6 protein-coding genes are annotated in these 8,053 nt (G+C 72.9%); 4 read left to right on the plus strand and 2 right to left on the minus strand.

Translation table 11 applies throughout. From position 1 onward, the window contains the following. Nucleotides 1-2,012 precede the first annotated feature (2,012 nt). From OO52_RS44970 to OO52_RS44980, 3 genes are all read left to right on the plus strand, one after another. Nucleotides 2,013-2,423: an Imm10 family immunity protein gene (locus tag OO52_RS44970; protein ID WP_030658869.1), complete on the plus strand. Its 411-nt coding sequence runs from the start codon at nt 2,013-2,015 to the stop codon at nt 2,421-2,423. Between the two features lie 1,497 nt (nt 2,424-3,920). Continuing rightward, nucleotides 3,921-4,280 carry a hypothetical protein gene (locus tag OO52_RS44975; protein WP_030658867.1) on the plus strand — a complete coding sequence of 120 codons (360 nt, stop codon included), beginning with the start codon at nt 3,921-3,923 and terminating at the stop codon, nt 4,278-4,280. Nucleotides 4,281-4,637: 357 nt separating this feature from the next. Further along, the gene (locus OO52_RS44980; RefSeq protein ID WP_030658865.1) at nt 4,638-5,285 is read left to right on the plus strand and encodes a hypothetical protein; all 648 of its coding nucleotides are present in this window, start codon (nt 4,638-4,640) and stop codon (nt 5,283-5,285) included. A gap of 538 nt (nt 5,286-5,823) precedes the next feature. Here the strand turns inward: OO52_RS44980 and OO52_RS44985 are convergent. Then, a complete protein-coding gene (locus tag OO52_RS44985) occupies nt 5,824-6,006 on the minus strand; it encodes a hypothetical protein (protein ID WP_158712681.1) in 183 nt (60 codons plus the stop codon). A gap of 514 nt (nt 6,007-6,520) precedes the next feature. Between OO52_RS44985 and OO52_RS44990 the strand changes: the two genes are divergently transcribed. After that, nucleotides 6,521-7,513 (plus strand): YaaC family protein, encoded by a 993-nt coding sequence (locus OO52_RS44990; protein ID WP_420711472.1) that lies wholly within the window; start codon nt 6,521-6,523, stop codon nt 7,511-7,513. 155 nt (nt 7,514-7,668) lie between these two features. On the opposite strand, the gene OO52_RS44995 is transcribed toward OO52_RS44990, so the two are convergent. After that, complete coding sequence (locus OO52_RS44995) at nt 7,669-7,851, minus strand: hypothetical protein (protein WP_030658860.1); 183 nt, start codon at nt 7,849-7,851, stop codon at nt 7,669-7,671. Nucleotides 7,852-8,053: the final 202 nt, after the last annotated feature.

Consider the following 8,053-nt stretch of genomic DNA (forward strand, 5'->3'; position numbering starts at 1 on the left):
CGACCGAGCAGCTCGTGAGATGCGGCTTTACAGCGATGCGCTGCACACACCCCACCTCACGGCTGCCGACCTCTGCCGCCGCCACCTCGCAGCTGCCTCTGAAAAGGAATGACCCGCCGACCCGGCGAACTTTCCCGGTCAGAGCACTAGCCAGCCGCCGTGGGCTGTCGTCGGCTGTCGGCCGTGAGCCGTCGGGTCATCGGCTGCCGGGCCGGGCGCCCGCCGGTTCCTGTCGCTACCGTCAGCCCGTACCTGCCGCCGGTTTCCTGCCGCCGCGCCCATGCTGCCTGTCACCGCGGCCCCGCCGTTCTCGGTCCTCGGCTGCGCCGTGCCGCTGCCCGCCCTGTGTCCCGGGGGCGGCGAGCTGCCGGCAAGCCGGCCGCATCGCTGTGACTGCGCGCCGGTCTCCCGATCGCCCCGGCACACGGCCTCGCCGGTGCCGTGCTTTTTGTCCTGGCCCGCCCCCTGTCTCCCCCTGTCCCCGCCCGCGTGGGTCGAGCCGGCTGTGCCGATCCCACCCCTGCCTTCACCTGGCCGTCCCGCAGCCTGCGTCGCTGCGTCGCTGCGCGGCCTCTCCTGCTGGGGCCTGTCCCCGCCCGCTGGCCGTCCGCCGCCCGGCTGTCCCACCGGTGGCCGTGTCCACCGTGCCGTGTCGGGCCGTATGCCGCCGGCCAGCCTGTGCGGGTCCCGGCCGGGCAAGCCTCCGGGCCGCCGGCCGCTTGGTGGCCTGCCCGCGCCGTGCCCCGCTGCGCCTTCCGCCCCCCGGGCCCTCACACGCCCGGCTGTCCCACCGGCGCCCCGCCCGCCCCGCTGCCCGTGCCGCCGTCCTTCCGCTCCCGCGGCCAGCCACCCGCCGCACCGGCAGCCCTGGGCCGGCGGCCGGACGGGCCCCGTTCCCGCCTGTCTGGGCCCGGCCGCCCTGCGCCCGGGCCTGCCGCCGTACCTCCCGCGCCTCCGCGCCGCCCCCGGCGCACCCCTGCCGTGGTGCGGCCGTGCGGCGCCGTGCTCGAAGGCGGCCTCTCGCCGTCCGGCCGTCGTGGCCCCTGCCGCGCCTTTGGCCGTCCGCGTCCGGCCTCCGGCCGTCCGTCGGCGGCCCGGCCGTCCCGGCCACCGCGCCATGCCGGTCCCTGGCCGTCCGGAGGCTTGCGCCGAGCTGCGCGGCATCCTGGCGGCTCGGCCGTGCAACGGCCGTTCCGGCCGTGCGGCGCCCGCCGCCGCTCGTCCCGCGTGCTGCTCCCCGTCTGTCCGCGGTTGCGGAGGCTGGGCCGCCGGCCGCCGGCCGCCTGCCGTCCCCCGTCCTGCGGCCCGCCCCGCATGCTGCGCCCGCCGCCGCGCCTGCCCCACCCGCTGCGCCCGTGCCGCGCCACCCCGCCGTCCGCGCCCGCCGCTGTTTCCTCCGCGCCTCGGCGCCGTTCCCCGGCGGTCTGGCGGGCCCGCGCTCGTCCCGCCGTGTTCGTGTGTTCCCGCCCGTGCCGGTGTGGCCGTGTTCCCCGTCCGCTCGTGGACGGGCCGCCGTACTGTGCCGGCCTGCGGCGCCTCGTCCCGCCGCCCTTGGGCCTGCGTGCGCCGTCCCGCCCGCCGCCTGTCCGGCCGCCCGAGCTGCCGCCACGCCCGGCGGCCGTGCGGTGCCGCCCCTGCCTGTCCGCCGTTGCGGAGGCCGGGGCGCCTCGCCGTCCACGCTTGCAGCCGTACTTCCCGTACTTCTGCGGCTCCCGCCGCCCGCCGTCTGGTCCTCCGCGCATCGGACCGGACCGCCGGGCCGCGTCGTGCCCGCACCGGTCCTTCCGGCCGCGCGCCGGGCCGCCTCCCGCCGGCCGGGCCGGCGCGGGCCCCCGGACCCCGCGCCCGCTGCGCCCGTGTGGACGCTCACGATATTCCCCAGCCAGAAGTGCACGGTCTCTTCCCCCCAGGGGGATCCCGCAGTCCACGTCGGAGGCCGTCGCTGAGTGGAGGGGCGCCGATGCTCCGACCCGGTGTCCTGCGTCGGCCGAACGCGCTGATAGAACCCCGCCATGACATACCGATTCACCGCTCGTGTTGCCACAACAGAGATCGACCCTGACGGCTACTTCACCGAAGCTGCTCTCGCTGAAGAAGCGGACGGAAGCGGATTCATCTTGATGTTCATGGCGGGCGAGGACGACCCAGATGAACAGGAGGTCGCCATGGGCATGGACACGCACTGCCTGGTCACAGCCGGACAGGGCACCGCCTATGGCTGCGTGCGCGAAGCCGTTCTGACGGGCAAGGTCCTCCGCGTCTCGCTCGACCCCGACGCACTGGAAAACCTGCGGTTGAGCGACAGCGAGGTCGAGGCCGTCATCGAAGCACCGGACGAGGATGTCGTCCAGTTCCGTAAAGTCCTCGCCCAGGTGCTCGCCTACGGACGTGCGGACGCTTTGCCCGTTCGTGTAGCCGTCTGAGCCGGTCATCGGACCGAGTTCGCGGGTGGGGAATTACGTGAAGCCGACGGCGCGATCCGTGGGGAACTGCATGACTGTCGACAGCCCGGCGGCCGTGCGGTGCCGTGCCCGGAGAACGCCCGTCGCCCGGCCCGGCCGCGTCCGCGCCCGCTGCCGTACTTTCCGCGCCCGCTGTCCTGTCGCCCCCGGCGATGTCGCGCTCGCGCCATGCCCGCTCGCGTCCCGCGCCCGGTCGTCGTGCCCGCGTCCGGCACCCGGCCGCGCCCGGGCCGCAGTGCCGCTGCCGTGCTGTGTCGGCCCGCGCGCAGCGTCCCGCCGGGCTGGGCTGGGTCCGGCTGCCCGCGCCCGTGTTGTTGCTCGTCGTGCACCCCGGCGCGGTCCCGGCCCGGCTGCCCGCCGGGGCCGTCCGGCTGTCTCCGGCAAGCTGGGTCTGGCCCGCGGCATGATGCCGGGGTGCTCGGGTGAGGCGGCCAGCAGCCGCAGGCCCGCGACCGCCAGCAGCCGCCTGAACCTTCTTGGTGGCCCCGCCCGTCCCGCCCCGGTGGTGATGCCGCGTCCGGGTACGTACCCCTGCCGGCTTTCCACACTGGCTTAGGGCGTACGGCGGCCTTGGGGCCCGCGCCCGCCCGGCCTTCTTCTCGCCGGTACCCGCGTTCCGGGCGCATGAGGGGACGGTGTAGTGGATGGGAAGACGTCCGTTCAGGGCGCGGTACAGGATGCTTGCCGAGACGGGTACGCCCCGGGGGCCATCTGGTCGTGCGAGGGAGTGGAAGGTGGGCCGCCCCCTCGTGGCCCGCAGCCGGCCGTGCGGCCGCGCGAGCTCCACAGGCTCGGCCGGGCGGCGGCCTCATCCGCGGTCCCCGCGCGCGCCCGCCGCCGCGGACGGCACCGGCTGCGGCCCCGAGCCGGGCGCCGCTCCTCTGCGCTCGGCGACGTCCCTGGACGCGAGTGGAGGATCTGCTGGAGCTGGCCGCCGCGGCCGGTCCGCTCGCGGCCGCCGCCGCTCTGGCCGGCGCCCCGGACGCGGGCGCCGCCGGCTACGCCCTGGGCTGCAGCGGCTCGTGGCGGCCGCCCCCGTCGTCTGGACCGTCGACGTCCCTCGGGTACTGCACGTCCTGGCCCGGCCGGAGCGCGCCGTTTCTACCTCGCCGCCGCGGCGAGTGCCGCGCTCACTCTCAGCCGCGCCCTGCCCGCCGCCGCCAATCCCAATGTGCTCGACGGTGGTCGCCAACTCATTGATGCCCCGCCCGGGCCAGGACGGCAACGGCGCGTCGTGCGATGGCAGCACCCGCCGCCAGGCGGCCGGCGACGCGGTCGGTGGCTCGCCGAGGCGGCCGAGCGCCCTCCCGGGACCGCGGCGATCGCGAGCACGGGAAGCTTGCACCTGTCGGTCACGACGCTGGTTATGGTGCCAAAACTGCGTGGTTGCTCAGCTCGCGGCGCCGGTAACGTCCGGTGTCCCGATCCGCCGTACCGGCGGCCTACGTTCAGAGAGCGATGCAGATGACCAGCCAGCGCGCAACGACGATCCTGTGGCGTCCCACCGGTCCCAAGGAGCTGGATCTGGTTCGGAAGCTGAACTGGCGTGCCTGGCCGCCCCGGCTGCCCGAGCAGCCGATCTTCTACCCGGTCCTCAACGAGGACTACGCGGTCAGGATCGCGCGGGACTGGAACGTAAAACACGATGGCGCCGGCTTCGTCACTCGTTTCGAGGTCGAGTCGGACTTCTTGAGCCGGTATCCCGTCCAGCAGGCAGGTGGACAGACGATCCTCGAGCTGTGGGTTCCGGCCGAGGAGTTGGCCGACTTCAACGCCCACATCGTCGGCGAGATCCAGGTGATCCACGAGTTCCGCTGAGGTGGGGAGGCCCGCTGAGAGGCACGCTGGCCCGGTGCGATGATTTCGGCGTGGCTGGTGTGATCACGGCGTCGGAGCCAGCTTGGACAGCCCCGTCACCAGGTTCCGCCCGCGCGCCTTCGGGAGCTGGCGACCGTGCTGCGGCGCGAGGGTGCCAACGCGGCCTGCAGACGGTGGCACAACCTGTTGCAAAGCCATGGACGGCTGGGTTCGGCTGCCCAAATCAGACTCTCCGAAAGAAGCCGACGGCCAGGGCGGGCGTTGAGGAGCGCGTGCGGCCGCTGAAAAGCGTCCGTCTTTCACTGTGAGGTGGGGATAGCCTCGGCGCTGCCATGGTCCAACGGGAGGGGTAGGGGTATGCATGGACGGGGCTGGATCGAGCGTGCGGGAGAGCTGTTCGAAGCGGCGATGTTCGGCGGGGACACGTCCGCGATGGACCGGTCCGATGACCTGCTGAACGCCGTCGAGGCGCCGCTTTGCATGGCGCGGGGCAAGGTGTTGCACGTCCGCTTCCTGAACGACCGCGAGGAGAACAGCGAGGAACTGGTGTTGTTCGAGCGTGCGGCCGAGTTGTACGAGCGTCTGGGGGATGCGTCGGGTGAGGCGGACGCGTTGTTCTGGGTTGGCTGCTGGCACCAGGTGGTCAAGGGCGACGGCACCACCGGCAGGCCGTACTTCGAGCGGTCGTACGGGCTGGCGAAATCCGTCGACGACCGGATGACGATGTCGTATGCGATTCGCCACCTGGGCTTCGCCGACAAGGACGCAGGCCACTTCGATCAGGCTCGCGAGCGGCTGACCGAGTCGGTGACCCTGCGCCGGGAGATCGGTTTTAGGCCAGGGGAAGCTGCCGGCCTGGTGGCGTTGGCCTACCTCGCGGCCGAAACCGGCGACCCATCGGCGGCGTTCGATCACCTCGACGAGGCCCAGTCGGTTGCCGAAAGCTGTGGCGCCAAGGCCGTGTCGGGGTGGATCGAGCGAGCCCGCACGCTCATCCGCTCCTAACCTCCGATGGGGAACTGCTGACCTACCGCGCTTGGGTTCAGTCCGCCTGCTGCGTCGATGCCGTGGCAGGTCGGGTATCAGTGCATGCCGGGCTGGTCCGGCTCTGCACGCCGTTCGGCGGTGAACTTGTCGGTCCGGAAGCGGGCGATGTCCAGGAACATCCCCTCGCTCGCCGTCGCCCGGGCCCGGCGCCCCCCGTGCGGTGCCCGCCGGCCGTTCGCCCGCCCGTGCCGCCGCGTGCCGCAGTGCTGCTGCGCCCCGTCCGTCTGGCCGCGACGTGCCCGAAGCCGTGTCGCCGGACCCGTCGGCCGCCCGGCCGCGCACGCGCCGCCGCTGTCCCGGCCGCCCGGCTGTCTGCGTCGAGCTGGGTCTCTCCCGCGGCCTGGTCCGCGCGTGCTGCCCTCGGCCGAGCCGCTGCCCGCCCTGCCGTCCCGTCCGGCACCGGCGTGGCTTGGTGGTAGTAGAGCCGGAACTCCCCGGTAGCGTCGTGGCGCCAGATCGACGAACGGCGGGCGTACCGGTCCGCGAGGCGCTCAATTCACCCGACCCGGCCCATGCCGCCATCACCGCCCTGCTCGCCTTCCACGCCCTGCGCACACAGGAGTTCCGCCACCTCACCCTCACCGACCTCGACCTCGACCAGGGCCGCCTGCACCTGCCGGCGCGCACCATCGTCCTGGCCGAGCCCGTCCGGGCCCGCCTGGCCGCCTACCTCGGACACCGCCATCAGAGGTGGCCGAACACCGCCAACCCGCACCTGCTCCTCACCCACCGCAACGCAGCGACAACCACCCCGGCCAGCCGGCCCTGGCTGTACCGCCACTACCCCTCCTTCAGCCACCTGCTGCGCGCCGACCGCATCATCGACGAAGCCCAGACGGCGGGGGGACACACGGATGATCTGCGAGCTGTTCGGTATCGGCATGCAGGCTGCCGCTCGCTACACCGACCCCTACACGGATGCGACTGCCGCGGCCACCAAACAGCTGGTGACGCCCCCTTGATTTCATGCGGCCGTTCCCGCCACACCTGCCTGTGCAGACCCGACGTGAACACACAAAGTCAGGAACGCCGACGACACCGCGACGTGGTATCGCATCGCCGCTCGCCTGTGTCGCGCCGTCGCGCACGTTCGGCAAGCTGCGGGCCCGCGGCGCGGTCAACGGCCCCGGCCTTCGCACCGCCGACGGCGCGAAATTCACCCGCGCAGGCTGTCCGATGAGGCATGGGAGCGGCTGCGGGCCAGCCGCTCGAAGCCGCCGGGCAGGGCCAACTCTGCCTCCCGCCGCAAGACCTACTCAGCAGCCCTTGAGCAGACCGAGCAGATGTTCCGGGCCGCTGCCGTAGTGGGCCCCGCCACGCGCCCGGTTCAGGTCTTCTACGGACTCAGCCAGGCCGGCCGCGCCATCGCGGCCGCCGCCTGGTCCCTTAACGGCGAGGACTGGCGTCTCGACTCTCACGGCATCAAGACCACGGGGTTTCACCTGTCCTTCCCCGAAATCGAGATCCGCACCGACCCACCCGGCACTCGGGGCAGCTTCGTGAAGGTCAGCGAAGTGCTCGATTCCCCGGTCTGGGAGATGGACCCGGTGCGCCTGGAGGACCTCTGGGACCTGCTGCCCTCGAACCTGCGCTACCCGCTCACCAACAGGGACCGGATGACCCCGTTGTACGCGGACGAAATGAGCGTTGGGATCCACGAGCACCCCTTGCTGAGCGTTTCGGTGTGCGACATCCCCGACCGGGTCATTGAGGCCGGCACCCGCGAGGCGCTGACAGAGTTCCTGACCGCATACCCCGCCGTCGCCAAGCACGAAAGCTACGTGACCACCCGCACCCTCACTTTCGGTTCCGATGCGCCCCCGGACTACGGCAGCCGCTACAAACACGGCGGCGGCGAGCTGGTCATCAACTGGGAGATGCCCCAGGGATCGGCGACCCAAGATCAGCGGCTGGAATACCTGCGGACCATGACCCGCGGCTACGCCGGAGGCCGGTACTTCCTGCCGGTCCTACCCCGAATGAAGCGCGAGCTGCACCCGCTGATGGCCTGGTGGGCTGTCCTGTACGCCCTGTCCATGCTCGCCCGCTACGAGCCCTCAACCTGGGTCAAGCTCATCAGCGTCGACGACAGCCAGCACGCCGTCCCGATCGAACGGCTGCTCGAACGCGCCATCAACCACCTGCCCGTCCTGATCGCGGACACCATCACCGAGGTGAGCCCCTAATCCGCCATCCTGGACGACCCGCGCGGCAGCCACGCCTACGAGTTCAGTGCCGCCTGATGTCTGAGTCATGCCCAGCGTGGACGTGAGTCGGGCCCGGCTTCATGAGGAAGCGGCCGTCGCCCTTTCGTGGGCTGGGTCTGGCTCGGTACGGAGGATCACCACTCCTGGCCGTGCTTGGCCTTCCACTCGGTGAGCGCGGCAAGGGACTTCTGGGCGCGGGAGAGTTCGCCGCCGAACGCCCCAGCGCGGAGCAGCGGCCACGTGTCGGTGAGTTCCGCTTCGATGGTGGCGGCGAGGCACGACCACGGCGGCGGCGAACGTCGGGTGAGCTGGCTCATGCCCCAAGGGTGCGCGCGCCGGCCTCAGGGCCTCGCGCCAGCCTCTCGGCCGCGCGCCGGGCCGTCTGCCGCTGGCCGGGACCGTGCGGGCCCCGTCCCCGCCCCCGCGCCGCTGCGCCCCGCGGCCCTGCGGTGCCGTGCCCGGAGGCCGCCCGTTGCCCAGCCCGGCCGCCCCGACGTCCGCGCCCGCCGCCGTACTCCC

Origin of the sequence: Streptomyces flaveolus, from assembly GCF_000716535.1 — a bacterium.
Taxonomy (GTDB): domain Bacteria; phylum Actinomycetota; class Actinomycetes; order Streptomycetales; family Streptomycetaceae; genus Streptomyces; species Streptomyces flaveolus_A.

What these genes read in the sequence shown, in the direction of transcription:
- OO52_RS44970 (WP_030658869.1), top strand. Translation starts at nt 2,013, where the DNA reads ATGACATACCGATTCACCGCTCGTGTTGCCACAACAGAGATCGACCCT.
- OO52_RS44975 (WP_030658867.1), top strand. Translation starts at nt 3,921, where the DNA reads ATGCAGATGACCAGCCAGCGCGCAACGACGATCCTGTGGCGTCCCACC.
- OO52_RS44980 (WP_030658865.1), top strand. Translation starts at nt 4,638, where the DNA reads ATGCATGGACGGGGCTGGATCGAGCGTGCGGGAGAGCTGTTCGAAGCG.
- OO52_RS44995 (WP_030658860.1), bottom strand. Translation starts at nt 7,851, where the DNA reads ATGAGCCAGCTCACCCGACGTTCGCCGCCGCCGTGGTCGTGCCTCGCC.